At 55.7% G+C, this 237-nt stretch carries 1 protein-coding gene; it reads right to left on the reverse strand.

Annotation, left to right across the window (positions count from 1 at the left end; translation table 11 throughout):
- Positions 1–102 precede the first annotated feature (102 nt).
- Positions 103–237: DUF924 family protein (locus AC0L2F_RS35970; RefSeq protein ID WP_473251553.1), on the reverse strand; the 135-nt coding region annotated here is incomplete at its 5' end.

Consider the following 237-nt stretch of genomic DNA (forward strand, 5'->3'; position numbering starts at 1 on the left):
ATGGACGATCTCCTTGAAATGAGGCCTCACGCTACGAGATCCGGGGAAATAAAGACAATGCGCTGTTTTTATGGGGGCATTCCTGGTGGGAATAGCGCTGGCCTAGCCGGCGAAGCCTCCAGCGCTGAGGAAGTCTTGTTCTTCATCCGTGGTTTCTCTTGCCAACACCGCATTGCGATGGGGAAACCGCCCAAACCGCTCGATGATTCGCGCGTGTTCCTTGGCCCAGTGGTAGGT

The organism is Bradyrhizobium sp. Ken64, assembly GCF_055807555.1.